Annotated in this window: 18 protein-coding genes; 17 read left to right on the forward strand and 1 reads right to left on the reverse strand. The window is 34.5% G+C overall.

The genetic code is table 11. The annotated features are described in order from the left end of the window. Positions 1 to 25: 25 nt before the first annotated feature. Positions 26 to 1,066 carry a T9SS type A sorting domain-containing protein gene (locus tag ACFQ0I_RS09075; protein ID WP_379941463.1) on the reverse strand — a complete coding sequence of 347 codons (1,041 nt, stop codon included), beginning with the start codon at positions 1,064 to 1,066 and terminating at the stop codon, positions 26 to 28. Between the two features lie 494 nt (positions 1,067 to 1,560). Here ACFQ0I_RS09075 and ACFQ0I_RS09080 point away from each other — a divergent pair, with 494 nt between their 5' ends. From ACFQ0I_RS09080 to ACFQ0I_RS09160, 17 genes are all read left to right on the forward strand, one after another. Then, on the forward strand, positions 1,561 to 2,427 hold the full coding sequence (locus ACFQ0I_RS09080) for an AraC family transcriptional regulator (RefSeq protein WP_379941465.1): 867 nt from the start codon (positions 1,561 to 1,563) through the stop codon (positions 2,425 to 2,427). A gap of 271 nt (positions 2,428 to 2,698) precedes the next feature. After that, the gene (locus tag ACFQ0I_RS09085; protein ID WP_379941467.1) at positions 2,699 to 3,373 is read left to right on the forward strand and encodes a bifunctional 4-hydroxy-2-oxoglutarate aldolase/2-dehydro-3-deoxy-phosphogluconate aldolase; all 675 of its coding nucleotides are present in this window, start codon (positions 2,699 to 2,701) and stop codon (positions 3,371 to 3,373) included. A gap of 11 nt (positions 3,374 to 3,384) precedes the next feature. Continuing rightward, positions 3,385 to 4,473, forward strand: a complete 1,089-nt coding sequence (locus tag ACFQ0I_RS09090; protein ID WP_379941469.1) for a sugar kinase — start codon at positions 3,385 to 3,387, stop codon at positions 4,471 to 4,473. A gap of 11 nt (positions 4,474 to 4,484) precedes the next feature. Further along, positions 4,485 to 5,504 (forward strand): family 16 glycosylhydrolase, encoded by a 1,020-nt coding sequence (locus ACFQ0I_RS09095; protein WP_379941471.1) that lies wholly within the window; start codon positions 4,485 to 4,487, stop codon positions 5,502 to 5,504. A gap of 30 nt (positions 5,505 to 5,534) precedes the next feature. Continuing rightward, the gene (locus ACFQ0I_RS09100; RefSeq protein WP_379941473.1) at positions 5,535 to 6,545 is read left to right on the forward strand and encodes a family 16 glycosylhydrolase; all 1,011 of its coding nucleotides are present in this window, start codon (positions 5,535 to 5,537) and stop codon (positions 6,543 to 6,545) included. A 44-nt stretch (positions 6,546 to 6,589) separates the two neighbouring features. Further along, positions 6,590 to 6,928: a hypothetical protein gene (locus tag ACFQ0I_RS09105; RefSeq protein ID WP_379941475.1), complete on the forward strand. Its 339-nt coding sequence runs from the start codon at positions 6,590 to 6,592 to the stop codon at positions 6,926 to 6,928. A 570-nt stretch (positions 6,929 to 7,498) separates the two neighbouring features. Further along, positions 7,499 to 10,585, forward strand: coding sequence for a SusC/RagA family TonB-linked outer membrane protein (locus ACFQ0I_RS09110; RefSeq protein WP_379941477.1), 3,087 nt, complete (start codon positions 7,499 to 7,501; stop codon positions 10,583 to 10,585). A gap of 20 nt (positions 10,586 to 10,605) precedes the next feature. Then, a complete protein-coding gene (locus tag ACFQ0I_RS09115; protein WP_379941479.1) occupies positions 10,606 to 12,345 on the forward strand; it encodes a RagB/SusD family nutrient uptake outer membrane protein in 1,740 nt (579 codons plus the stop codon). Between the two features lie 358 nt (positions 12,346 to 12,703). After that, complete coding sequence (locus tag ACFQ0I_RS09120) at positions 12,704 to 13,858, forward strand: mandelate racemase/muconate lactonizing enzyme family protein (protein WP_379941481.1); 1,155 nt, start codon at positions 12,704 to 12,706, stop codon at positions 13,856 to 13,858. Between the two features lie 11 nt (positions 13,859 to 13,869). Further along, positions 13,870 to 15,324, forward strand: a complete 1,455-nt coding sequence (locus ACFQ0I_RS09125) for an NAD-dependent succinate-semialdehyde dehydrogenase (RefSeq protein WP_379941483.1) — start codon at positions 13,870 to 13,872, stop codon at positions 15,322 to 15,324. A 2-nt stretch (positions 15,325 to 15,326) separates the two neighbouring features. Continuing rightward, positions 15,327 to 16,136 carry an HpcH/HpaI aldolase family protein gene (locus ACFQ0I_RS09130; protein ID WP_379941485.1) on the forward strand — a complete coding sequence of 270 codons (810 nt, stop codon included), beginning with the start codon at positions 15,327 to 15,329 and terminating at the stop codon, positions 16,134 to 16,136. A gap of 77 nt (positions 16,137 to 16,213) precedes the next feature. After that, positions 16,214 to 18,064, forward strand: a complete 1,851-nt coding sequence (locus ACFQ0I_RS09135) for a CRTAC1 family protein (protein WP_379941487.1) — start codon at positions 16,214 to 16,216, stop codon at positions 18,062 to 18,064. Positions 18,065 to 18,095: 31 nt separating this feature from the next. Continuing rightward, positions 18,096 to 19,661, forward strand: a complete 1,566-nt coding sequence (locus ACFQ0I_RS09140; RefSeq protein WP_379941489.1) for a sugar porter family MFS transporter — start codon at positions 18,096 to 18,098, stop codon at positions 19,659 to 19,661. A 5-nt stretch (positions 19,662 to 19,666) separates the two neighbouring features. Next, on the forward strand, positions 19,667 to 21,157 hold the full coding sequence (locus ACFQ0I_RS09145) for a family 16 glycosylhydrolase (protein ID WP_379941491.1): 1,491 nt from the start codon (positions 19,667 to 19,669) through the stop codon (positions 21,155 to 21,157). Between the two features lie 35 nt (positions 21,158 to 21,192). Continuing rightward, positions 21,193 to 23,178 carry a glycoside hydrolase family 127 protein gene (locus tag ACFQ0I_RS09150; protein WP_379941493.1) on the forward strand — a complete coding sequence of 662 codons (1,986 nt, stop codon included), beginning with the start codon at positions 21,193 to 21,195 and terminating at the stop codon, positions 23,176 to 23,178. 29 nt (positions 23,179 to 23,207) lie between these two features. Continuing rightward, a complete protein-coding gene (locus tag ACFQ0I_RS09155) occupies positions 23,208 to 24,635 on the forward strand; it encodes a sulfatase (RefSeq protein WP_379941495.1) in 1,428 nt (475 codons plus the stop codon). 274 nt (positions 24,636 to 24,909) lie between these two features. Then, a complete protein-coding gene (locus ACFQ0I_RS09160; RefSeq protein ID WP_379941497.1) occupies positions 24,910 to 26,478 on the forward strand; it encodes a T9SS type A sorting domain-containing protein in 1,569 nt (522 codons plus the stop codon). Positions 26,479 to 26,512 lie beyond the last annotated feature (34 nt).

A 26,512-nucleotide genomic window follows, 5' to 3' on the forward strand; every position in this document is an offset into this window, starting at 1 on the left:
TAAAAAACTAAATTAAACAATTACATTATTCTTTAATTATCTTCTTGGTAGATATTCCGTTTTCAGATTCTAAAGCTAGAATATAAACCCCTTTTGTTAAAGAAGATACATTTAATTCTTTTGTAACCTGAGGTGTCAATACAGTTCTACCTAACAAGTCTATAATCGATATTTTTTGTAATGGTTCTTTCGTGTTTATGTTTAACACATCTTTTACTGGGTTTGGATATGTTGAAAATTCAAAAGCAGACTTTGTAGTTGTTGATAAAGTTCCACTTGAACCTATTTGTCCATTATTAGTACCATCGCTTTCAGCGTAACTCCATAATCTATAAATATGAGCGCCACCATCATTCAAAACAGTGTTGTTTACTGTCCAATTTGCAGGATTGTGAATGTTAGCTCTTAATGTATTAGCATCTCCTAATAATGGACCGTTATAAACTCCGTTATACATAACATTAAAGCCAAATTTAATAGTATAATCAGCCATAGCATCTAAAGCTGTAGGTTTCGCACAAAATGCATTTGCTGTATTTGCTACAACTTCACTCCAATCTAGTCCTGTTCTTATGCCAGTAATCCATTGTGATGATGTTCCGTCTGTTGGTTCTGCAAAAGTACCAGAATGCTGAAAAAACAGAACAGAATCTCCCCAACCACTATTGTTGGATAAAAGATTAAAACCAGTTGTAGTACCTCCACCTGATTTCACAGTAGTACCTACAGTCGACAATGCACCTCCTGTAACTCTGGTTACAGATTCTCCAGTACCTAAGGTTAAGATAGTTCCTGTAGGTAAAGCAGCTCCGGCGGTCCAAGTATAAACATCATCAACACCATATGCGCCAGTAAACCCTGTTTGATTATCAAGCCATGATCGGTTTGTAATATTAATAATTGTACCTGCTTCAATATCTTTTAATAGCATAAAAGCTATGGCGCCTTGATTAGTATTTACAGATTTATAGCCAACAATGGCAATATCGCCTGCTGTTAAAGTTGTTTGAGCGTTTAATGCAAAAAATGCAAAAACAAATAAAAATGTTGAGTAAATTTTTTTCATAATGTAAAATATTTAGTAGTTAAGATTAATTGTTGTTGCAAGTTACTACTTAACTACAGCCAATATTTAGTTGATATTACCCTAAACTTTGCGATAATTACCTTAAATGGTTTTTACATTGGTAGTGAGTGGTTTATAACGTGATTGAATTATTAATAATCGTTGATTTGTAAACCACAAGAATTAAAAAAAATATATGTTAAAAAATGCGTTTTAAAGGTAAAATTGAGAAGTTATATAAACTATTTATTCTAAATTATTGTAATAAGGCTTGTAACTGGTTGATATATAGATTTATGTTATTATTGAGGTTTTATTTATTATTAAATTAACATTTTTGTTTAGTGCTTGCTGTTAAAGTGTTTAATAATTTGATATAAAATTGTTATATTCGTAAGGTAAAATTTATTGCTGTAGTATATATTAGCAATTATGGGGTAAAATAGTTTAATAATATAAGTCTTTATTGATTTAGGTATTATATTAGAAATTTTATGAAATTAGTATTAAAAAATCCAGATAACTTCGTTAATAAAAGGATGAATATTTACAATAAGGAGGTTCCTTGTTTAGATACGGCATGGCATTATCACCCCGAATATGAGTTGTTGTATGTAACTAAAAGTACTGGAATTCGTTTTGTAGGAGATAGTGTGGCTCATTTTTATCCAGGTCAATTGGTATTGGTTGGTGCTTATTTACCGCATTTATGGCGTAACGATGAAGCTTATTATGAAGCAGAAGGAGGAGATTTAATGGTCAACACCATTGTGATGAAATTTCTATTAAATTTTATAGGGGAAGGTACTTTTGATAATCCGGAGTTTATTGGAATTAAAAATTTACTGGAAGAGTCTAATTTTGGTGTGAGTTTTGACAAAGCAATAGGGGAAGAGCTTCACAATGATTTATTAGAAATTGCCAGTTTACCCCAAGGACAACAGTCTATAAAATTATTAAATATTTTGTACAGATTATCTCTATGTGAAGAAGAAGAGAAAACCATTTTGTCATCAACCGATATGCGACAGTTTTCTACCGAAAGTCCAGATCGATTGGATAGTGTAATTAGGTATATTTCAGATAACTATAAAATGGATATTTCTTTGGGTGATGTCGCCGATATTGCTTGTATGACCACGAATTCATTTTGTCGTTTCTTTAAAAAAATGACTAATAAATCGTTTACAGAGTTTTTAAATGAAATTCGCATTCGCAATGCAGCACGAATGTTAGTGCAAGAAAACACACCAATTTCCGAAATATGTTATAATGTGGGTTATAAGTCCATCCCTAATTTTAATAAACAATTTAAATCTATTATGGGTGATACCCCTAAAGGATTTCGATACAAATTGTAAATCTACTTTAATATTTTGTTAGTAGTTAAATCATCTGATTTTCAGGTGACACTATCTAATTTTCAGGGATAAATATTGTTTTATTCAACAGCGTTATTTTTCTTTTCAATAATAAACTTCTCTTTTATTGAATAAGGTAAATTTAATTAAGTACAGGGTAAGTTCTGCCCGTTTTCAACCTAAAAATCTTCCTTTCTTTGTAATGATAAAATGTCTATTAAAAGCAAATATTCATTGTTTTTAGTATTAATGTTTAAATTACAATATACAGATGCAACCAATTTCACAAAAGGCTATGACGCCTGAAATAATTAAAAAAATCGATGATTCTGGAGTGATAGCAGTGCTTGTTATCGACGAATTAAAACATGCTGTTCCCGTAGCTAAGGCCTTATTAAAAGGTGGCGTTGATTCGATTGAATTGACTTTGAGAACACCAGTAGCACTTGATGCTGCAAAAGCCATAAAAAAAGAAGTGCCAGAAATGACACTAGGTTTTGGAACCGTACTTACCAAAGACCAAGTAAAGGCGGTAGTAGATTTGGGTGCAGATTTCGCAGTAGCTCCCGGTTGTAACCCAAAAATTATTGCAGAGGCGGTAAAGTTAGGATTGCCTTTTGCACCTGGAATTATGACGCCAACCGATATTGAAATGGCTTTGGAAGAAGGCTGTCGTATCTTAAAATATTTCCCTGCCGAAACCTCTGGAGGTATGGATAATTTAAAAAATATGGTGGCACCATATCAATATCTTGGATTGAAGTTTATTCCTCTAGGAGGTTTAAATATAAACAATGCAAGAACCTATTTGGAGTCTTCGTTAATAACAGCGATTGGTGGTTCTTGGCTTGCTAAAAGCGACCTTATACATGCCGAAAAATGGGATGTAATCACTAAAAATGCTCAGGAAATAAGAGATTTAATAACAAGTATAAGATCAAAATAATACTAAATAAAATGAATATAGTAGTAACTTTTGGAGAGATTATGGCGCGCATTGCAGCACCAGAATATTTAAGATTAAGACAAACACGTCAGTTTGATGTTACCTATGCTGGTGCAGAAGCCAGTGTTGCGGCGTCTATTTGTAATTTTGGAGGTAAAGCAAGATATATTACGGCATTACCTAAGCATGCATTAGCAGAAGCTACCATGGATTCTGTAAGAGCGGTAGGAATAGATACTCAGTATGTTTTAAGAACAAATAAAGGCCGTTTAGGATTGTATTTTCTTGAAACTGGAGCGAATCAGCGTCCAAGTAACGTGATTTACGATCGTGCAGATTCGGCTATTGCCATTACACCTGCAGAAGAATATAATTGGGATGCTATTTTTAAAGGCGCAAGTTGGTTACACCTAAGCGGTATTACCCCAGCACTTTCAAAAAACGCTGCCGATGCCGTATTAGTTGCTGCAAAAAATGCTAAAGCAGCTGGTGCTTCAGTATCTATCGATTTAAATTTTAGAGGAAAACTTTGGAATTGGGATGCATCAAAATCGGCGAGAGAATTAGCGCAGGAAACCATGCGTAAAATTTTACCATTTATAGATGTGGTTATAGGTAATGAAGAAGACTGTCATGATGTTTTAGGAATTCAGGCTGGTGATACAGATGTACATTCGGGAAAATTAGATACCTCACGTTACCCAGATGTTGCCCGACAAGTTGTCAAGCAATTTCCTAATGTGAGCAAAGTCGCTATCACGTTAAGAGAAAGTTATTCTGCATCACATAATAATTGGGGAGCTATGTTGTATGATGCCAAATCAGATACACCTTATTTTGCACCTCTAGATAATGAAGGCAATTATCAATCCTACCAAATTAAAAATATTGTTGATCGCGTAGGTGGTGGCGATTCATTTGCTGGTGGATTAATATTTGCATTAACAACTTCAGAATTATCAGAACCACAAACGGCTGTAAAATATGCCGTTGCCGCATCATGTTTAAAACATTCCATTAAAGGTGATTTTAATTTCTCAACCCGATCTGAAGTAGAAGCACTTATGGGTGGTTCTGGGTCTGGTAGAGTAGTTCGATAAAAAAGAAATCAATGACAACAAAAACAAATATTAATTGGTTATTAATTGTGGTAGTGTTTATGCTTGTTGGCATAAATGTTGGCTGTAGTTCTGATGATAGTCCTGCCGATGGTGAGGAACAAGTGACTCCAGACCCTACACCTACACCAACTCCTACGCCTACACCAAATTCAAACTATCCATTATCAGATCAATCTAATTCTGGTAATTGGGTATTAAATACTGCTGTTAGTGACGAGTTTGAAGCAACTGTTTTAGATGAATCAAAATGGTTAATTCAAGGGCGTAATGGTGTGTTTCAATCTAACTTTAAAGGTAGAGCACCTTCACAGTTTTCAACTAATAATGTGCGTTTAGAAGATGGTAAACTTAAGCTTGAAACACGATGGGAACCAAATTATAACTTTTCACCAACAACAGATAGTAATGGTGATAAATATGAAAACATTACAACTGCTGCCGTAATAACTAAAAGCGAATTTGTTTATGGGTATTTGGAAGTTAAATGTAAAGCGGCAGATGCCGAAATTACAAGTTCTTTCTGGGCTACTGGTGGTAATACTGAATTCGACTTTTTTGAATTTTTTGGTGACCACAGACAAAGCAGTAAGTTGTGGAAAGATAGAGAGCTTTGGTGGTCTATTCACGATTGGACTTCGGCAGGTGCTGGGAGAACAACCTATACCGAACATCACGATTTAGGATATAGAGTGGCAGATGCTTTTCATGTGTACGGATTTGATTGGAGTGCCGATGGTGTTAAAATTTATATTGATGGCGTTTTGTTTAGAGATGTTTCTAGAGCAACAATAAATAGTTATGATGATATTAATAATGGTGGTGGTAATGGCGCGAACGAAAATTTTGTGGTTACCAAACCAATTAAAATATGGTTTGATCAAGAAACATTTCCGTGGCATGGTGTCCCAGACAGTTTAGAAGATTTAGAATTGAATAGTCCTGAAGGAAAGAAAACAGATGGTAAAGTTGATTTTGAGATTGAATATTTAAGAATCTGGCAAAAAGGATAGGTGTTAAGAAATATAAAACAAATTGCTTAAATGGCTTTAATAAAAAAAATAGTATCAATAGCAGTTTTAATCTTTGTATTCGCGGTGTTTTATAATTGTAAAACTTCGAATACTACGCAACAAACTGCGGTTTTAAACAATGCAATTAATCCGTTTTCAGACCCAACTAATCAAGGTGGATGGATTCTTAATACCGAAGTAAGTGATGAATTTGATGCGCAAGTAATTGATGAAAATAAATGGTACATCGTTGGAAAATTTGAAAATGGAAAACCGGTTTATAAAGATCCAGATTACCCAAATAAAAAAGTCTGGAAAGGAAGAGCGCCTTCGCAATTTTCCGGAAGAAATTACAGGTTAGAAAATGGTAAATTAATATTGGAAACAAGGTGGGAACCCGATTTTCCTTTTGCCGATGATAATACTCAAACTTGGGGTAATGATAACAAAATTGAGAAGTTCGAAAATATTACCACTGCTTGCTTTATTGGTCGTAGAGAGTTTAAATACGGCTATATGGAAATTAAAAGTAAAGCCGCAGATGCCGAAATTACCAGTGCTTTTTGGGCTACGGGAAGCCAAACAGAATTAGATATTTTTGAACAGTTTGGAGACCATCGTCAAAAAGGCAAAGAATGGATGGATAGAGAACTTTGGTGGTCTATTCACGATTGGAGTAAAGAAGGCAAAGGTAAAACGGTTTATACAGAACACCTAGATTATGGTTTTAGAGTTGCAGACGATTTTCATGTTTATGGTATTGAATGGGATGAGAATGGGTTGAAACTTTATGTTGATGGAAAGTTATTTACATCGGCAACCAAAGAACAGGTAGATGCTTATGCAAAAGAGAAAAATTTACCTAATGGTTGGGTTATGACAGGGCCAATTCATATATGGTTGGATCAAGAAACATTTCCATGGCATGGTGTACCTGATAGTTTAGAGGACTTAGAACTTAATAGTCCTGAAGGCAAAAAAGAAGATGGCGTTGTAGATTTTGAAATTGAATATGTACGCGTTTGGCAAAAAAAAGGATAAACAAAAACCAATAAATTAACATTAAACAATAAACATTAAAAATTATGAAAAAATTAGTATTAGTACTTGTATTGATGGCGTCGTTCACTGGCATGACTGCACAGAATAAAACCCAAGAAAAAAAGATTAAGTATTTTGTTGAAGCAGCAGTTAAAGAGTTTGGTTTAAATGCAGATCAGCATAAACAATTACTAGATGCTCGAAATGCTTATATCACAGATTACATGAAAGTTTCAAAAAGTACAGAAGGTGATGATAAAAAAGCAAAGTTAAACGAAGTTAACAAGAGTTTTAATCAAGTACTTTCAGAAATTACTGGAAAAACTTTTAGTGAACTTCAACCATTTTTAGCTAGAATGCGAGATGAACTACCAAATGTGTAAATTATAAATCTTAGTAAATTTTTTTACTGAAGCATCTAGAATTTTTCTAGATGCTTTTTTATTATCAAAAATCGAATAAAAGAAGAAAATAGAATCTTTTAATTTTTGAATTAATAATATCAGTACAGTTAATCTAATAATATGTTAATATAAGGTAATATTATATTAATGAAAGGTAATATTCAACAATTACAACACTAACATAAGTGTTAATTTAGTGTTAAACAATTATTTATGGATACACACATTATTTTTTGGTGTATTTAATCAAGATTTGGAATTGTAAACAACCTTAAAAAACTCGAAATATGAAATAAAAAACAAAAAAACTAAACTAAAAAACTAAACTAAAAAATAGAAAAACAAAAAGAGAGTGCCTAAACACTCTCTTGTAAAAATTCATGTTGTCGCATGAATATAAAGGTAAACACCCATTGTCGTGGGTAATTTTAACTCTAACAAATCAAAAATATGAAAATTAAATGTTTAAAAAACACTTTATGGCACTTCCTTTCTTTTAAAGTGCTGTGGGTTGTAAAATTATTCCTGTTTTGTTTAACAATAAATCAGGTGAATGCATCCTCAATTACTGAATACACTAATACCAATTCAAAAGACATTCTCCAGCAAAGTATTTCGGGTGTGGTTTCTGATGCCAATGGGCCATTACCAGGAGTAAATGTTCAAGTTAAAGGCACATCAATCGGTGCTGTTACAGATTTTGATGGTAATTACACAATTTCAACAAACATTAAAAATGCTGTTTTGGTTTTTTCTTATGTTGGTTACACAACAAAAGAAGTGGTTGTTGGTAACAAGGCCACAGTAAATGTTATTCTTGAAGAAGACGCCGCAAAACTAGATGAAGTTGTTGTTGTTGGTTATACCACCAGAAAACGTGGCGAGCTTACTGGATCGGTAAGTACAATAAACTCTGCCGAAATTGAAAATACTTCAAATAAAGATGTGGCAAAGTCTTTAGCCGGAAAAGTTTCTGGTTTAATAGTTTCAGATAGAGGGGGATACCCTGGTTCCAACGACGATATTACGCTGTTAATTCGTGGTAAATCTACTTTAGGAAATAATGCCCCATTAATATTAATTGATGGAATTGCAGCAGGTCAAGGTTCATTTTCACAGCTTTCACCTCAAGATATTGCCTCAATTAGTATATTGAAGGATGGTGCTGCAGCAATTTATGGAACTCGTGCAGCCAATGGTGTTATATTGGTAACCACTAAACGTGGTAAAAGTGGCAAAGCCAAAATTAATCTTTCTACAACCTATAGTTTGGCTAGCTTTTCTGCAACACCAAATTTAATGAGTTCTTCGCAATTTGCTATTTACAATAATGAAATTGCAGAAAGAAAGGGTGAAACTCTTCCTTATACACAGGCAGACATTAATAATTTTGCATCTGGTAGCGATCCTCTTAATTTTCCAAATACAGATTGGGGCGATTTAACTTTTGCAAATTCTGCACCCGAAACAAGAACTTCTCTTTCAATTTCTGGAGGAAGCGAAAATGTTAAGTACTTTGTAAGTGGAGATGTTACAGATAGAAAAGGAATGTACGCCTCAGGTGATTTAGGATTTAAACAAAATCAAATTCGATCTAATCTAGATATTAACATCACCGAAAATTTTAAAATTGGTGTCGATTTATCTGGAAGATTTGGGAAAACAACAGAGCCGGGTGTTGAAGCATCATTTATCTATAAACATATATATACAAACGAACCAACATTGGTAGGCCTTTATCCAAACGGTTTAGCATCTGGTGTTGGACTCGAAAACGGTGCTAACCCATACGTTATGTCAAGTAATGAATCAGGATTTGTAAAAAGAACCGATAATGATTTAAGAAGCAGGTTTTCTTACGACTGGGATTTAAGTAGTTTAGTTGAAGGATTAAGCTTTAATGGCTATGCGGGTGTAAGAAGAATGAACAATGATGAAAAATCCTGGTACACGCCATGGACGGTTTATGCCTATGATGACACGACAGGAGAATATCTGGCATCCACTGGTTTTTCACAACGAGGAAATGAAAGAATTTTAAATGAAAGTTTCTGGAAATTCGATGAAACATTACTCAATTCAACTATTCGTTATTCTACAACGATTAATGAAGACCATGCTGTAAGTGGCTTTATAGGATACGAACAACAAACTTCAAAATCGCGTAATTTTTGGGCTCAAAGAAGAGGTTTTCCAACCGCAGATCATTCAGAATTATTTGCAGGAAGTGATGACGGGCAACAGTCTAGCGGATCCTCTAGTGAAGCCGCTACAGTAAGTTATTTCGGGTCATTTTCTTACGATTTCATGAAAAAATACTTTGTTGATTTTACTTTACGTCGTGATGGTTCAAGTAATTTTGGCCCTGGAAAACGCTTTGGAACATTCCCTGGGGTTGCATTAGGTTGGGCAATAAACAAAGAATCGTTTTTGGAAAACGTTAGTTGGTTAAATGCCTTAAAACTAAGAGCATCTTACGCAGAAATGGGAAATGATAGAATTACGCCATTTCAATATTTAACTCGATATAATTATGGCGGTGTAGTAAATGCAGCGCGTCCTAACTATTATGTTTTTGGTGTAGCAGGAACCAGTTACAATGGGTATACCAGTGCAAATGTACCAAACCCAGATGTAACATGGGAAACGGCTTTTATGAAAAATATAGGGCTAAGCTTTACTGTGTTAAATAACAGACTTTCGGGTGATATTAATTATTTCCATCAAAAAAGAGAAGGTATTTTAGTAACCAGAGCTGAAGCGATTCCAGATGCTGCTGGTTTAACTTTACCTGCCGAAAATATTGGGAAAGTAAACAACTTTGGTTTAGAACTTGAGATGGCATGGAAAGATAAAATTGGAAAAGTAGATTACAATATAGGATTTAACTTTACACAGGCTAAAAATCAAGTGAAATATTTAGCAGAAGCAGCCGACACGCCCGATGCATTAAAGCGTGAAGGTAAACCGTTAGATTCTTATGTAATTTATCCAACGGGAGGAATATTTAGAGACCAAGCACAGGTAGATGCTACAGCTGTTAAATTAGCAGGAACCGTAGAAGGAGAACCATATTATTTAGATACAAATGATGATGGCGTCATAAATTCAAAAGACAGAATACGTAAATTCACTTCTAATGTGCCTGAAATCCAGTACGGAATTGCTGGTGGTTTGAGTTATGAAAATTTCAATTTTAACTTTTTATTTCAAGGTCAAGCCAAAGCCGAAATGTTAGTGTTTTTCGATCAAAATGGAGCGAAACCAGATTACGTATTTAATGACAGATGGACTCCAACCAATAGAAATGCTATGTATCCAAGATCTTTTGGTGCGGGTGATGCTTACAGCAGCAATTTAAGTGGAAATGCAGATAATTTTGAAGGTGCCGATTTTTGGCTTCGCGATGCGTCATTCTTAAGATTAAAAGAAATCGAACTTGGTTATAGCTTTAGCAAAGACAAAATTAAAATCGGAGATTTAAAAGTTTTTGTTAGAGGATTTAACCTTTTAACCATGTTTTCAGATGTATACAAACTTGGTTTAGATCCAGAAGCAACGGGTTATAACAATTTTAGAGACGCAACTTACCCTTCACTTAAGACCTATACTTTTGGTGTAAACTTTAGTTTTTAATAAATATAAAAATGAAAAAAATGAAAAAATTTAAATTTATATATCTAATTGTAGCATTCGGACTTTTTGCGACAATTAGTTGCGAAGATGTATTAGATACTAAGGCATCAGATGCTTTTGCTGAAGATCTTATATATAGCGACCCCGACCAAGTTGAACGATTAGTATTTACCGCTTATAATAGTACTGAAAGTTGGGGTTTGAATAAAAACCAATGGTGGTCTAGACGCTTTAATATCGAAGGAGCATCGTTTGAGGCTAAATTTAATTTCAACGATTTAGACCTTTATAGAGTGCGTGCCGGATGGACCGCGGCTAACGTTGGTGTTTTTAAAGAAAAATGGACTAATTATTGGTTTTATGTTAGATCAATAAACGAGTTTCTCGATAGGATTGACGACAGTGAAGCAATGCAAGCTAATCCTAATAAAGTAAATGTGTTAAAAGCAGAAATGAAGTTTCTACGAGCCAATATTTATAGTAAACTTATAAGTTTTTATGGAGGCGTGCCTATTTTAGAAAATGCCTTAGGATTAAATGATAATTTCAATCTTGTAAGAGATTCGTATGAAGATTGCGTAACTTTTATAGTAAAAGATCTTGACGAAGCAGCGGCTGTTTTACCAGAAACACGTCCAGATTCAGAATATGGTAGAGCAACTAAATTAGCAGCTCTAGCTGTAAAATCAAGAACTTTACTTTACGCTGCCAGTAAACTTCACGACCCAGCTTTTGCCCCAAAAAACGATCCGCTTTATGTTTATACAAAAGCAAGTAAATGGCAAGATGCAGCAAATGCAGCAAAAGCAATTATTGATATTGTTGGTGCCAGAGATTTAATGGCTGTAAGTAACGCAACCGAATATCAAAACTTGTTTTTAACACCTAATCAAGATAATATTTTTGTTCGTCCTTATGGAGCTACTTATTATGATTTTGGTACAGATGTAAATTCACTTTGGGATCAAACTCAATCTCCTAGCGGTTATGGTGGATGGGCGCTTTCGTCTCCAACTCATAATTTTGCATTAGAGTTTAATATGGCAGATGGGACTAAAACAAGTGGGGTAGGCTCTACCTATAATCCAGCAAGCCCTAATGCCAATAGAGAAATGAGATATTATGCAAATCTTAATTTTCAAGGCGCTATGTTTAGAGGTCGTGCTGTAGATTACGCTTTATTAACACCTGCAACTACTGGGAATAGTGAACTTAATGGACCAGATTCTCCGAAGGGATTGGTTGATGGTATTGGGATAAACCAGGCACATTCTTCTAAAACAGGCTATAACATCAGAAAATTCCAGAATGAAAGTGTAGCATTAACAGCTGTTTCACCTCAACGTCCATATATCTTATATCGTTTGGCAGAAGTTTATTTAAATTATGCTGAAGCTTTATATCACGTTGGCGGACAAGAAGCAACGGCACGTCAGTTTTTAAATAAAGTGGTTACAAGAGCATTACAACCAGCCGTTACAGCTAGTGGTACAGATCTTTTAGAAGCAATTAAGAAAGAAAGACGCATAGAACTTTGTTTTGAAGGCCATAATTTCTTCGATGAAAGAAGATGGATGAACGAAGCTAATTTAGGGTTTGATGTAAAAGGATTGAAGTGGACTAAAACTGCTGCAGATGTTTATAGTTTCACAGAATACACCGTTGTTACAAGACCTTGGTTTGGAAGACAGTATTATTTACCAATTCCAGCTACTGAAGTAGAAAAAGCTCCAGCAATGCTACAAAATGATGGTTATTAAAGATTTACTTAATAGCTAAGTGCCAATTTATAATTTTAGAATATTTTATAAAATACCGAAGGATCAGCCTTCGGTATTTTTTTTATTCTAAAAAAATTAAAATACAATCAATAAGGGTATTGCCAAAAGCAGAAGATAAAATTATTAAAATCTAAACTTACTTTTCATTACCTTGAAGTTATCTCAATAATTATAGTATTATAAGTAATTAGGTAAAATAGATTATCTCTAGGGTAATTTATAGCGCTAATAAAAACGGTATATAGGGTATTTTAGTACCATATTAGAATATCACTATTTTAAAGATATTTTAATAGTGATATTAAGATAATATTTTTTTAAAATAATACATTAAAAGATGGTAATCGAAAAAATCGAAACGTTTGTACTAAAAGATAAGTTGTCAAAAAGCTTTTTCTTTTCACAATGGGAATATGCTGAAAGGTGTATTTGTGTTGTTAAAATAACCGCATCTAACGGTCAATTTGGCTGGGGAGAAGGTTATGGGCCTGCAGCTGTACTTCAGGAAGGGGTTAAATTAATAGCGCCTTTTGTAATAGGTGAGAATCCTTTAGAAAATGAAGTGATTTGGAATAAAATGTATCGTAAAACTTTAGATTTTTCTCGAAGAGGTGTTTTAATGGCATCTGTAAGTGCCATCGACATTGCTATTTGGGATTTGAAAGGTAAAATTTTAGGGTTGCCAGTTTCTACCTTATTAGGTGGAGCTCATAGGAAGAAAATTAGGCCATATGCTACAGGTTTGTATTTTACAAATTATGAAGATCCTTCAATAGGGTTGGTTGAAGAAGCGAAGATGTATGTGAAGCAAGGTTTTATTGCTATGAAAATGAAAGTTGGATTAGGTATTGATCGTGATGTTGAATTGGTAAGAATGATTAGAGAGGCTATCGGTGAGAACATTAAATTAATGGTTGATTCCAATCACGCTTATACCTTAAGAGAAGCTACCGAACTTGCTAGAAAAATTGAAAAATATGATATTGGGTGGTTTGAAGAACCAATTTCACCAGAATTTTACGATCAATACCGAGAGTTGAGATCTAAAACTACAATTCCAATTGCTGGTGGTGAATGTGAATATTTACGATTTGGTTTTCAACAATTAATTAAGCATAATTCCATAGATATAATTCAGCCAGATATTTGTGCTTGTGGAGGTTTAACAGAAGCTAAAAGAATTAGTGCTATAGCAAGCGCAAATGGTATAGATATTATACCACATACTTGGGGAACGGCTATAGGAATTCATGTGGCATTACACTTTATTTCAAATATAGAATCAATTCCAGGAAGAATGTATCAGCCAGAATTTTTAATGGAATTCGATCAAACTGAAAACGGTTTAAGAGAAAAGTTAACATATCCTAAAATTAAAATGATTGACGGTATGATAGACGTACCAAACAGACCAGGTTTAGGTATCGAAGTTGATGAAGAATTTCTAAAAGAGGTTTCTTTATCAAAAGAACAAATTGAAAGTTTAATATAAAAAATAGTTCAATGAAAACCCAAAATTTCGGATATAAAAAATTATACATTAATGGTGAGTTAATCGATTCAGCGAGTGGCGATAGAGACGACGTAATTTGTCCCGCAACTGGCGAAGTAATTGCACAAGTAGCAAGAGCAGGAAAGGCAGATGCTGAAAAGGCATTACTATCGGCTCAAAAAGGATTTAAATATTGGTCCAAGTTGTCATTAGCGGAAAGAACTGAATGGATGCTTAAATTAAGAACAGCCGTATTAAATAAAGAGCATGAATTAAAAACGGCTATGGTGCATGAAATGGGCAAAACTTACGCCGGTGCTTACGAAGATATTGAGGCTGTTGTTAATGCCTTAGAATGGTACCCAGCGGCGATGAAAAACCTTCGTGAAGAACAAATTCCTGATTACGAAAACACCCATACGCATAGAATGATTTCAAAACCTGCCGGTGTAGCTGTTGCGTATCTGGCTTGGAATTTTCCTTTGTTAAATGTAGGTTTTAAATTAGGTCCTGCGCTTGCTTCAGGTTGCTCTATTATCATAAAACCATCACAATTATCGCCATTATCTACTTATATGATTGGCGAAATATTACACGATATTAACTTTCCAGCAGGTGTAGTTAATATTTTATCCGGATCGAGTTCTGAAGTGGCGACACCCATGACAACAAGTACAATTCCTGCCGTTTTAACCATGATTGGCTCCACAGCTACTGGTCAAAAAGTTATCGCAGATAGTACAACTTCAATCAAAAAACTTGGAATGGAATTGGGTGGAAATGCACCTTTTATTGTGTTTGAAGATGCCGATTTTGATAAAGCTCTGGATTTAGCCATTGGTTTAAAATTCGGAAATTCTGGTCAAATTTGTGTTGCTGCCAATAGAATTTTTGTTCACAAAAATATATACGACAAATTTATAAAAGCGTACGTAAAAAGAACTTCAGAATTAAAAATAGGTTTTGGAACTAAAGAAAACCCCGATGTTTTTATGGGCCCTGTAGTTTCTAGAAAAGATAGAGATAGAATGTTCGATTTGGTTAAAGATGCCGTAAGCAAAGGTGCTAAATTAGAGTATGGAGGAAAAATTCCTGAAGGGTTTCCTGAAAACGGAAACTGGATTCAACCAACAATAGTTTCGGGGATAACTACAGAAATGGATTTGTTTAGAAAAGAAACCTTCGGTCCGGTTGCGGGCGTTATGCCTTTTGAAACAGACGACGAAGTTTTAGAACTGGCCAACGATACAGAGTTTGGTTTGGCATCGTATATTTTTACAAACAATCACAAAAGAATAGAAAGATTTACCGAAGAGTTAGAGTTTGGTGAAATTCAGATTAACGGCGTTAAATACTCGATATACTTACCTCATGGTGGTATTAAAAATAGTGGTATTGGTCATGATTGTTCTCATCTTGCATTAGACGATTATTTAGTTAAAAAACGTGTTTCAACTGCAATTTAGCCATGGTACAAAATTCATTGAAAAAACAACTTCAAGAAGGCAAAACCGTTTATGGGCCTTTTAGCAAGTTACAAGATCCGGCCATTGTAGAAATTGCGGCTTTTAGCGGCTTTAATTTTATAATTATCGACATGGAACATGGTCCATTTAGTGTGGAGACTGTTCAAAACATGATAAGAACTGCCGAAGCAAAAGGGATCACGCCAGTTGTTCGAGTTACCGAAAATTCAGAAACCTTAATTTTAAGAGTATTAGATATCGGGGCAAAATGCATTCAAGTGCCTCAAATTTGCAACAAATTAGATGCAGAGAAAGTTGTAAAGGCTACAAAATTTTATCCTAAAGGAGAGCGAGGCATGTGTCGTTATGTGCGTGCTGCCGAGTATACAAATATCATGTCTAGCGAACATTTTGGTAAAGCGAATGATTCTATAATGACCATCATTCATATTGAAGGTATGGAAGGGATTAATAATCTATCTGAAATCTTAAAGGTTGATGGAATTGATGTGATTTTTCTAGGACCTTACGATTTATCGCAATCTTGTGGTGTGCCAGGTCAAGTTGATCATGAAAAAGTGGTAAATAGCATGAAAAATGCTGTAAAACTTGCGAAAGAACATAATAAGGCAGTTGGCACTTTTACCGAATCTCCCGAAAAAGCTAAAATGTGGCGAGATATAGGTGTTCAATATATTTCTTATGCCGTAGACGTAGGACTTATTATGAAAACTTTTAAAGACATAACTAAAGAATTAAATGAGAGTTCCGTTGAGAATATCGACAGAACACATACCTCTATTTCAGCATAAATTCATAAAGATAGATGTTTACTAATTACGTACATAAGTGTCATACCCAAGTTATAACTAGCTTAACGTTTTGTTTAATGTCTTTGTTTGCCTCAAATTTTGGGTTTTCTCAAACACGTAAACAAAGTAGTAAAAATGCATTTGTAGAGGTTATAAAAGAATTTCCCAGACAAGATAAAAATTTAAGAAAATGGGATGCGCCTGTTGTCGCAGATTTAGATCAAGATGGTTATCCAGATTTATTAATAAACGACCACGGTTACGGCATTCAAGTATGCTGGAACAATAAGGGGAAGTTTGCAAAACCATATGACATTATTATGGGAGATTTGCACGGTGTTTCTGTTGGCGATTTTGATAATGATGGTGTTTTAGAAATAATTATGTCTCGCGGAGGAGGTTCTGGGAGTAATGCAAGAAATTCCAAATTATTTAGAGTTACAAAACAACGAGAATTTATAGAATTACCAGATTTTAACGCACCTCTCGAAACAATGAGAGGCAGAACGGTTAAGTTTCTTGATGCCGATAATGATGGGGATTTAGACTTGCTAAATTTTGCGTTTCCAGATTCAGATAAAAACGGTGAAAGTGAAAACTATGTTTATTCTAATAATGGTGCTGGCCAATTGGTACTGCATTCCACTATTCCTGCAATAAAAGGCGATGGCCAAAAAACGCTGATTACAGATTTTAATGGGGATTATAAATTTGATATTATTCTTTACGGAAATGGTGCCTTGAAGGCGTATCAAGGAAAAGGAGATTTAACATATATTGATGTTTCCAAAAAGGTATTTCCGTATGAAATTGAGGACGTTACTGGTATTGTAGAAATAGATTATGATAATGATGGCGATTTCGATTTGTTTATTACCAGAGGCAATGAATTCGATAAAGGAGATGCGTTTTACGATGCAGAAACAAAAATATTAGGTTTCTATACCAAACGTGGAGAATTTCAATTAGAAGATTTAGAAGTTGGTGATGTTTTAAACCTCGAAAATTTTCAGTCGCAATGGCCAAACAACGATACTTATTTTATTGGCGAAGCTTCATATGATTATGAATTTGAAGGTGAAACACATTCCGGTAAAAACATAAGATTGGTAAATAGTGATGCTTTAGGGTTTCCCGATAAAACGAATTACGAAGAAAAGAAAGGATGGTACATAGGTTTTGTGGGAAATAATAAATGGCGCATTGCAGGATTTCTTTGGGCACCAGCCTCTGGAATCGTTCATCGCGTCGAAAACTATACAAAAACAAAGCAATCTGTTGGTCTTCAAAATGTGCTTTTAGAAAACACCGGAAAGGCATTCAAAGATGTTACAAAAGATAAAGGACTTATAAATATGGAGCATTCTATGGGTGTGTCCGTTGCCGATTTCGACAATAACGGCCTTCAGGATTTGTTAGTTATAAAAAGAGGCGATTTAATTCATAAAAACGAATCTTTAATCTATTTAAATAAAGGTGTTTCTGGATTTGAGCTTCTAAAAGACCATAATATTATTTCCACTGAATTGGGAGCTATAGGAATGGCTGTTGAAACTTTAGATTATAATCTAGATGGAAAAGTAGATGTAGTAATTGGTAACGAAAGAGGCAAATGGCATTTGTTTAAAAATGAATTGGACAATGCATCTAAAAATAATTTCATAACCATTGAAGTTGGAAATTCCATGTCTGATAAAGCAACTGCATTAGGGGCTTTAGTGGAAATACAATCATGTGGTAATAAACAAATTAAGCGGGTTGGTTCGACAGGAGCAGCTTATTCATTAAGCTTTAATGATTTAGTTCATTTCGGACTTGGGACTTGTGATAAAAACATAAAAGTAAAAGTAACCTGGACGAACGGGGAAATTCTCGAAAAAAATATAAAAATTGTAAATACTAAAATAATAATTGGAAACAAAAACTAACAACTAACCAAACTAAATAAAACATTTAACTATGAAATCATATAAAAGAAACGCATTTACATATGCCACAATTGTTGCAATTGGAGGTTTTATTTTTGGTTTGGATGCTGCTTTAATATCGGGTACAGTAAAATTTATTACTGAAGAATTTTCTTTAAACCCTATGCAACTAGGTATTGTAGTTGGTGCTCCAAGTATAGGGGTGCTACTAGCATTATTTTTTGCAGGCAGTATGTGTAATTCTTTGGGAAGACGTAAAACATTACAAATTATTGCTGCGCTTTATTTAATTTCGGCGGTAGGGTCGGCATTAGCACCTTCCTATTGGACTTTAGTAGCCGCTAGGTTTTTAGGAGGTTTGGCGTTTAGCTCCATTTCTGTGGCATCTATGTATATTGGAGAAATTGCACCACCAAAATGGCGCGGAAAATTAGTATCCATGACCCAAATAAATATTGTATTAGGGTTGTCTGCAGCCTATTTTATAAATTATTTAATCATTCAATCTACAAATTCAGATGCTGCTTGGGTAGATAGTTTAGGTCTTAGAGAAAATACATGGCGTTGGATGTTAGGTTCTGAAATTCTACCAGCTTTAATTTGGTTAACATTACTTTTCTTTATTCCTAGAAGTCCATCATGGCTTATGTATCAAGGGAAAACCGAAGATGCAAAACGCACCCTTAGAAAAATTATTCCAGAAGAAGAAGTAACTATTCAAATTAATGAAATGAAAATTAGCATGGAATCTGGAGAACAAGACCATTCGCTGATTTCACAATTAAAACAAATTTTTGGCAAGCAAATGCGTGTTACTTTTATTATCGCCATGACAATTGCCATCGCACAACAATCAACAGGAATCAATGCCATTTTATTTTATGCACCAACAGTTTTCGAACAACTGGGTGGTGGCTCAGATGCAGCATTTATGCAGTCTATTTGGGTGGGTTTAACCAGTGTTATTTTTACCATTTTAGGCTTATTATTAGTAGATAAATTAGGACGTAGACCGTTAATTATTTGGGGAATGGCTTGGATAATTTTAAGCTTAAGCATTTGCTTTTACGGATTTAAATCGGCAAGATATACCATCTCTAATGAAGCTGTTACAGAACTAACTAGTATAAATAATGTTGAAAGATTAAATTCAATAGTTGGGGTAGAGTATAAAAGTGATATAGAATTTAAAGACGCCTTAGAAAAAACGCTTGGTGAGGTTGATGCCCGTAATTATTCAAGTGTGTTAATTCAAAAAGCGGCCGATATTAATGCTATATTAATATTAATAGGAATCCTAAGTTTTATAGCGGCATTTCATTTTTCTGTAGGGCCAGTTATGTGGGTGTTGTTTTCAGAAATTTTTCCAATTGCCATTCGTGGTATTGCAATCCCATTTTTTACACTAGTTACAAGTATTGTAAGTTCGTTAGTACAGGTGTTTTTCCCAAAACAATTAGCAACTATGGGAATCAGTTATACCTTGCTATTCTATGCCATTACAGTAGCTATTGGGTTGATAATTTTATATAAATATTTAATAGAAACTAAAAACATGACGATAGAAGAAATTCAATTTAAACTTCAAAATAAATAGCGGTTATGAATTTAAAAATAAAAATTTCGATAAGAATTATGCTGCTTGTGGTATTATTTATGGCGTTCGGATGCAGTGCCCAAAATAAAGTTAAAACAACTAAAGGATCTCAACAAAAAGCAAATATTTATTACCCCTATTCAGATCAAGAAAATAAAGGAGGTTGGATATTGAATGAGGAAATTAGTGACGAATTTGAAGGAACCACCATCGATACTACAAAGTGGTTTGTAGAAGGTCAAAATGGCGATTATTATATTTGGAAAGGACGCGCCCCATCGCAGTTTGTACCTCATAATGTAAGGGTGGAAGATGGAAAACTTAAATTACGTACTGCTTGGGAACCAGATTACCCGTTTTTTCAAGAAACCTATACTGATGGCAACATGGGAACTTCAAAATATGGAGAATATGAAGGTAAGCCAATGCCAGTTACTACAGCAGCCGTTGTTTCAAAAAAACGTTTTTTAAATGGGTACATGGAAGTAAAATCTAAGGTTGGTAACGCAGCCATAACAGGAGCTTTTTGGGCAATTGGTTACGAACAGGAATTAGACGTGTACGAATTAATGGGAAATCCTAAAAAACAAGGAAATATAAGAGCAGATTCGTATTTAGCCACGGCGCATGATTGGAGTCCGCCTGCTCAAAGACCAACAAATGTTTTTCAGCATACTGAAGATTTACCTTATAGAACGGCAGACGAATTTCATGTATATGGCGCAGAATGGGGTGAAGATTACCTGAAACTATATATAGACGAAAAATTAGTCCATCATTTTACACAAGACGATGTAGGTTTAGACTGGGTATTGAACAACCCAATGGAAATTTGGTTAGATTCTGAAATATTCTTTTGGTTAGGTCTTCCGCATAAAGAAGAATTGCCAGTAGATTTTGAAATCGAATATGTTAGAGTTTGGCAAAAACCTTCAGATAATTTGTTGGCTAAAGACAAAGCATTTTATGGTTTTGAAGGACCTATTTTATTTGAAGAAAACCCTAGACCATTAACTATGGTGCCTGAAGATTCTAAAGCGAACGATTATCAAAAATTTTGGTTGATTGATGACGCTTCGGCGAAATATTTATCTATTGTAGAAGGTATGTACGCTAGTGGTGTAGAGAGTCTTCAATTTGCAGGATATGGTAAAAACGAAAAACTTGAAGTTGATAAAGTATCCATTTTAACGCCAAAAGGAGCCATTAATATACCTGCTGGAGAATACATGTTTTCCATGAAAGTTTGGTTAGATCAAGGAAGAATAGCGGATAAAATTCATGTAAGTTTTGAAAATCCTAAATTGAATATAGAATTTAAAGATTTATCAAAATTAGCCCGTCGGCAATGGATAACGTTGGAAGCTAAAATTTCAAAACCAATGGCATCTGCTATAGACGACCAACTTAAAATTGAACTTAGAAAAGAAGATTTACCACAGGATAAAGCTCCTAAGTTATTTATAGATGATATTGCAATTAAAAAAATAAAATAATCAGGAAGTATCCTAAATATTAAAATATTAAAATAATGAGTACTATTTCAAACTTTCATAAAAAGGCAATCACCAATAATTCAGAAAGTCCTTATGTAAAACTAAAAAGTATCAATTTTGGAGACTGCAAATGGAATTCTGGATTTTGGGCTGAAAAAGTAAAGAATGCCGAAGATAAAATGCTTCCTTATATGGGCGATTTATTGTGTGGCGATATTGGTCATGGTTTAAACAACTTTAAAATTGCTGCTGGTGAAAAAGAAGGTGTACATAAGGGTTTTTACTGGCACGATGGCGACTTTTATAAGTTCATGGAAGCCAAAATGTACATTTATGGACTTACAAAAAACGAGTCCTTATTAAAAGAATTAGACGAGTACATTGCCATTATAGGAAGAGCCCAAGAAGAAGATGGTTACATTCATACACACGTTCAAATTACCGAAGGTGTTGATAGATTTGAGAACAGAAAATACCATGAAATGTACAATTTTGGGCATTTATTTATAGCGGCTTCTGTACATTTTAGAATTACCGGACAACGTAATTTCTTAGATATTGCAGTAAAAATGGCCGATTTACTATGTGTGTATTTTATGCCAGAAACCAAGCGTTACCAACGTTTTGGTTTTAACCAAACGCAAATAATGGGCTTGGTGGAATTGTATAGAACTACTAGAGATTCAAAATATTTAAAACTTGCCGAAAAGTTCATCAACCGAAGAGGAACCTACGAGATAAAACATGACGAAACTACCATAGGCTACCCAATAGGTGATATGGTTCAAGAAAGAACGCCTTTTAGAGAATCTAAAGAGGCCGTTGGTCATGCTGTTTTAGCATTGTATTATTATGCAGGTGCTGCAGATGTGTATGCTGAAACTGGCGAAAAAGCCCTAATTGATGCCTTAGATCGACTTTGGGAAAATGTTACCGACAAAAAAATGTATGTAACAGGGGCTGTTGGTCAAGCGCATTATGGTGCTTCAACCAGCTTAGATATGATTGAAGAAGGGTTTATCGACGCTTATATGATGCCAAATATGACCGCCTATAACGAAACCTGTGCTAACTTATGTAACGCTATGTTTAGTAGTAGAATGATGGCCATCAAAGAGGAGTCGAGATACGCAGATATTATTGAGCTTGTTTTATACAACAGTGGTTTATCAGGAATAAGTGTAGAAGGAAAAGATTATTTCTATTCGAATCCGTTACGTATGGTTAATAATACCAGAAATTATGATGCTCATAAAGATGTTACTGAAAGCCCCGTAAGACAACCGTATTTAGAGTGTTTTTGTTGTCCGCCAAACTTAGTAAGAACTATTTGTAAATCTTCAGGGTGGGCATATAATTTATCCGAAAACGGTGTGGCAGTTGTTTTGTTTGGAGGTAATAATTTAGATACCACCATGTTGGATGGATCGCCTTTAAAACTTTCACAAGACACTGAATATCCTTGGAAAGGACTCGTGAAAATTACTGTAAATGAATGTAAAAACACCGCGTTCGACATAAAAGTCCGTATACCTAAATGGGCTGTGGGAAGTACACTAAAAGTAAATGGTGAAGCCGTAGCTGTTGAAGTTACCCCGGGTAATTTTGCTACAATCAATAGAGTTTGGAAAGCAGGTGATGTGATTACTTTAGATATGCCTATGGAAGTTACATTATTGGAAGGTCACAACCGAATTGAAGAGGTTAGAAATCAGGTTGCAATTAAACGAGGGCCAATTGTATATTGTATAGAAACTCCAGATTTACCAAAAGACGTTTCTATTTTAGACGTGTATTTTAAAGGTAATGGCACACTTAACGCTGTTCATAAAAATGACTTTTTAGGCGGTGTTACTGTGGTAGAAACAGAGCTTTTATTAAGGTCTGGTAAAAATAACGATATGTACCAAACCGTTACAACGCCTCAATTTAAATCCTATAAAACGCAATTAGTACCCTATTTTGCTTGGAGCAATAGAGGACAAGCAGAAATGACTGTATTTATGCCGGTAATCTGGTAAAAGAAATGGAATTCAAATTAAAATATAGAATGATACGAATATTAGTAGTGATGCTATTTTTGGTTTTTCAAATCAAGGCTGAAGCTCAAAAACAACCCAACATTATTTTCTTATTTTCTGACGATGCTGGATATGCCGATTTTGGGTTTCATGGGAGTAAAATCATGAAAACGCCGAATTTAGACAAGCTAGCACAAGGTGGTGTTAAATTTACACAGGGTTATGTTACCGATGCGGTTTGTGGACCTTCGCGTGCTGGATTAATGACAGGGAAATACCAACAACGTTTTGGTTATGAAGAAATAAATGTGCCTGGATACATGAGTGAAAGTTCCAAGTTTTTGGATGATGATATGGGATTGCCATTAGACCAAGTTACTATGGCCGATTATTTGAAAAAGCAAGGGTATACCAACGCCATGATAGGTAAATGGCATTTAGGTAACGCCGATCGTTTTCATCCATTAAAAAGAGGTTTCGATGAGTTTTATGGGTTTAGAGGTGGCGATAGAAGTTATTTTGCCTATCCAGAAATACCCGATGGTCATTTAGATAAAAGAATGGAAAGTGGATTTGGAAATTTTGAAGAACCTAAAAGCTATGCTACAGATATTTTTGCAGATAAAGCGGTGTCTTTTATAGAGAGAAATCAGGATAAACCATTTTTTATTTATTTAGCATTTAATGCGGTGCATACACCTATGGAAGCAACACCAGAGGATTTAGCAAAATTTCCTAATCTAAGAGGAACTCGCAAAGAAGTAGCGGCTATGACATTGGCTTTAGATCGTGCTTGTGGTAAAGTGATGGATAAATTAAAAGAATTAGGACTTTATGAAAATACCATTATTGTATTTTCTAACGATAACGGTGGACCAACAGATAAAAATGCCTCCATTAATTTACCTTTAAGCGGTACGAAATCCAATCATTTAGAAGGCGGTTTACGAGTACCATTTCTATTAAGTTGGCCAGCACAGTTACAAGGAAATAAAACATACGACTACCCTGTTAGTACATTCGATTTATTGCCAACTTTTTATGCCTCGGCTGGTGGAAATGTTTCAGATTTAAAAGATATAGACGGTGTAAATCTTATTCCTTTTGTGAAAGGAGAAAATAAAAATAGACCTCATGAAGCTTTATATTGGAAAAAGGAAAATCGTGGTGTATACAGAGAAGGCGATTGGAAATTGATTCGTTTTCCTGATAGACCTGCAGAGCTTTACGATTTATCAAAAGATATCACCGAGCAACATGATTTAGCAACTCAGTATCCTGAACGTGTACGTAGCATGTATAAAAAATTATTTAGCTGGGAATTAACATTAGCCCGCCCCATGTGGATGCTAAAAAGAGAATTTGAGAAGTACGATTTAGATAGAATGGACCGGTACAGAACGCCAGAATTGGTGAATAAAGAAATGTTACAAATGATGGCGCCAATTAAAGATTAACAGATTTTTAGTAATTTTATAATGATAAATCCAGGTTAAGATTGTTTTCTTAAACTGGATTTTTCTATTTCCTGAGTAATAAAATATATTTCTTTCTATTAAATTTTTGTCAAAAGGACTAATTATTTATTGGATAAAATTCAGTTAGGATTGGATAATTTTAATGGTTTTGAAAAAGGTCTAATGTGTTTTATTTGTTATATAAATTATTGAGTTTTTTTATTTCTCTAAAAATTGAAATAAAAAGTTAGTTGTTCGAATTAAAACTGAAACCATGAAAAATATAATCATACTAGTAATCACGTTATTATTTTCAATGTCTGGAATAGCACAAGTTGATGCACCATCGGTATTACCAGAAGCTCGATTAGAAAGCGATTTTTTTACAGATGATTCTGGTAGTTATCCGGTAGGACAAAGAATAACTTTGGTAAATAATGCTGGTGACGATTCATCAACCCTTCAAACAGCTATAAATACCTTAACAGGTCTTGGCGGAGGTGTTATTACGATTCCGGCAGGAACTTGGGAATTCAATGAAATTCAATTAAAGTCTAATGTTCATTTAATGTTCGACCCGCTTGCCATTGTTAAACCATATGAAACAGGGGATGTTAATAGTCTTCCTAATTTGTCTATTTTCCGAATTGGCTATACATCGGTTAAGTCTTCTAATGTTAGTATTAGAGCTATAAGCGGTCAGTTTAAAGTAGATTTAACGCATTTGGCAAAGGAAACTAGAATTACCCCATTCAATGTAAAGGAAGCTGAAAATTTTATGGTTGCAGACGCATTTGTTGACGACAATGGTACCATACATGCCACTTTAAATTGTTCTGCAAGTAAACGAAATAATATTTGGACAGGACCTGTTAAAGGTTTGATTAAAAATTTAACCGCTCAAAATGCGCATGGTGGTTATGGGGTAGTTCAGGTAAGAACAGGCGACCGATTGCTGTTTAAAGATTTAACATCCTTAAGAGGTGGCGTTACACTCCGTTTAGAAAGTGATGATGTAAGCGCTTCAGGAGGACAAATTCCATTAAGTGTTGCAAGAATGTCTGAAATATCTGGATATAATATTAAATGTACCGATGGAAATGCAGCAGTGATGCTACAACCTTGGGATGCTACTAATGGTTGGGTAGATGTGCAAAAAATTGAAGCGAATGGTTGTATGGCTGGGGTACGTATTGATAAAGCTTATTTAAGTACGATTGGAACTTTCGATCCAGATTCAAGAATAACAGATGTTACCACCAGTTATGGTACAGATGCGCAGGTGAAACAAGGGGTTCATCCATGGGTGCCATGTGTATTAAGAATGAATCCAGCTATTTTAAGACCAAATCCTATTCCCGATATGGAAACATATCATCTAGGGCCATCCATATCTCCTTTACTTTATCGGGCTAGTACTACCAGTGGTGCCGTAGGCAACGGATATTATAGTGTAAACGTTCCAACATCAAGCGAGCTACAGAGTAAAGCAACAGGGTTTAATTGGTCTATTTCCTTGGTGATTTCAAGGGATAACCACCAGGTGAACACAAATAATTGTCCGCCTTTATCAGTTAATTCTTTTGAATTTGCAAACAATATTAAAATGTATCCGAATCCATTAAGTAATGAAGATGGGATTATAACCATTGAATTTCCAATAATATCAAATATAGCATTAGATATTTATAATGTATTGGGTAAAAAGGTGTTCTCAAACAACTATTTTGAAAAGGATGAAGTTAAAATCAATACTACACAACTAAATCTAACAAAAGGTACTTATCTGATAAAGATGAATATTAATGATACTACGCTAACTAAAAAATTGGTGATAAAATAATTCGTATTCGCTATTACTTTTATAGTCTGATATC

Source organism: Mariniflexile aquimaris, assembly GCF_042676825.1.
Taxonomy (GTDB): domain Bacteria; phylum Bacteroidota; class Bacteroidia; order Flavobacteriales; family Flavobacteriaceae; genus Mariniflexile; species Mariniflexile aquimaris.

Excerpts from the sequence above, each read along its gene's own strand:
- ACFQ0I_RS09075 (WP_379941463.1), bottom strand. The coding sequence starts at position 1,066 with ATGAAAAAAATTTACTCAACATTTTTATTTGTTTTTGCATTTTTTGCA.
- ACFQ0I_RS09080 (WP_379941465.1), top strand. The coding sequence starts at position 1,561 with ATGAAATTAGTATTAAAAAATCCAGATAACTTCGTTAATAAAAGGATG.
- ACFQ0I_RS09085 (WP_379941467.1), top strand. The coding sequence starts at position 2,699 with ATGCAACCAATTTCACAAAAGGCTATGACGCCTGAAATAATTAAAAAA.
- ACFQ0I_RS09090 (WP_379941469.1), top strand. The coding sequence starts at position 3,385 with ATGAATATAGTAGTAACTTTTGGAGAGATTATGGCGCGCATTGCAGCA.
- ACFQ0I_RS09095 (WP_379941471.1), top strand. The coding sequence starts at position 4,485 with ATGACAACAAAAACAAATATTAATTGGTTATTAATTGTGGTAGTGTTT.
- ACFQ0I_RS09100 (WP_379941473.1), top strand. The coding sequence starts at position 5,535 with ATGGCTTTAATAAAAAAAATAGTATCAATAGCAGTTTTAATCTTTGTA.
- ACFQ0I_RS09105 (WP_379941475.1), top strand. The coding sequence starts at position 6,590 with ATGAAAAAATTAGTATTAGTACTTGTATTGATGGCGTCGTTCACTGGC.
- ACFQ0I_RS09115 (WP_379941479.1), top strand. The coding sequence starts at position 10,606 with ATGAAAAAATTTAAATTTATATATCTAATTGTAGCATTCGGACTTTTT.
- ACFQ0I_RS09120 (WP_379941481.1), top strand. The coding sequence starts at position 12,704 with ATGGTAATCGAAAAAATCGAAACGTTTGTACTAAAAGATAAGTTGTCA.
- ACFQ0I_RS09125 (WP_379941483.1), top strand. The coding sequence starts at position 13,870 with ATGAAAACCCAAAATTTCGGATATAAAAAATTATACATTAATGGTGAG.
- ACFQ0I_RS09130 (WP_379941485.1), top strand. The coding sequence starts at position 15,327 with ATGGTACAAAATTCATTGAAAAAACAACTTCAAGAAGGCAAAACCGTT.
- ACFQ0I_RS09135 (WP_379941487.1), top strand. The coding sequence starts at position 16,214 with ATGTCTTTGTTTGCCTCAAATTTTGGGTTTTCTCAAACACGTAAACAA.
- ACFQ0I_RS09140 (WP_379941489.1), top strand. The coding sequence starts at position 18,096 with ATGAAATCATATAAAAGAAACGCATTTACATATGCCACAATTGTTGCA.
- ACFQ0I_RS09145 (WP_379941491.1), top strand. The coding sequence starts at position 19,667 with ATGAATTTAAAAATAAAAATTTCGATAAGAATTATGCTGCTTGTGGTA.
- ACFQ0I_RS09150 (WP_379941493.1), top strand. The coding sequence starts at position 21,193 with ATGAGTACTATTTCAAACTTTCATAAAAAGGCAATCACCAATAATTCA.
- ACFQ0I_RS09155 (WP_379941495.1), top strand. The coding sequence starts at position 23,208 with ATGATACGAATATTAGTAGTGATGCTATTTTTGGTTTTTCAAATCAAG.
- ACFQ0I_RS09160 (WP_379941497.1), top strand. The coding sequence starts at position 24,910 with ATGAAAAATATAATCATACTAGTAATCACGTTATTATTTTCAATGTCT.